Consider the following 447-nt stretch of genomic DNA (forward strand, 5'->3'; position numbering starts at 1 on the left):
GAGCCAGGACGGCGACTGGTCGATTGACCTGACCCTTCTGGAATTCAGGCTCTACACCTTCGACGCACAGCAGACACTGGACGGTCGACCGTCGCTGTACAGTGACGAGCATGAATTGACGGTGGTGTTGCTGCCGCCAGAATTTCTCCAGCCGATACAAAACGGCAAGTTGCCACGAACCGCGTTACTCAAGGGCACGGGCATGAGAGGCGGGGCTGTCGAAGTCTGTCTCCAAGGGCTCACCGAACCTCTGCTCAGTAATGTCGTTGTCGACTGGCAGGGCATTTGGCAAGCCGAAGTGACGTTGCCGGTGGGCAGCCAAACAATCTGGGCTCGGCAAAGGTTCATGGATGAAAGCGGCACACTGCAGGAGTCGAAAGACAGCGAGCCGCTGCACTTTGACGTCGTGCCGGCCGCCCCCTTCATTGAAACCCCGGTCGAGGGCAA

The 447-nt window shown here is 58.8% G+C and carries 1 pseudogene; it reads left to right on the plus strand.

Annotated features, from left to right (window positions below):
* A pseudogene (locus QMX86_RS28180) lies at positions 1-447 on the plus strand (hypothetical protein); the annotation flags it as partial.

The organism is Pseudomonas sp. PS01270 (genome assembly GCF_029959775.1).
GTDB classification, from domain to species: domain Bacteria; phylum Pseudomonadota; class Gammaproteobacteria; order Pseudomonadales; family Pseudomonadaceae; genus Aquipseudomonas; species Aquipseudomonas atacamensis.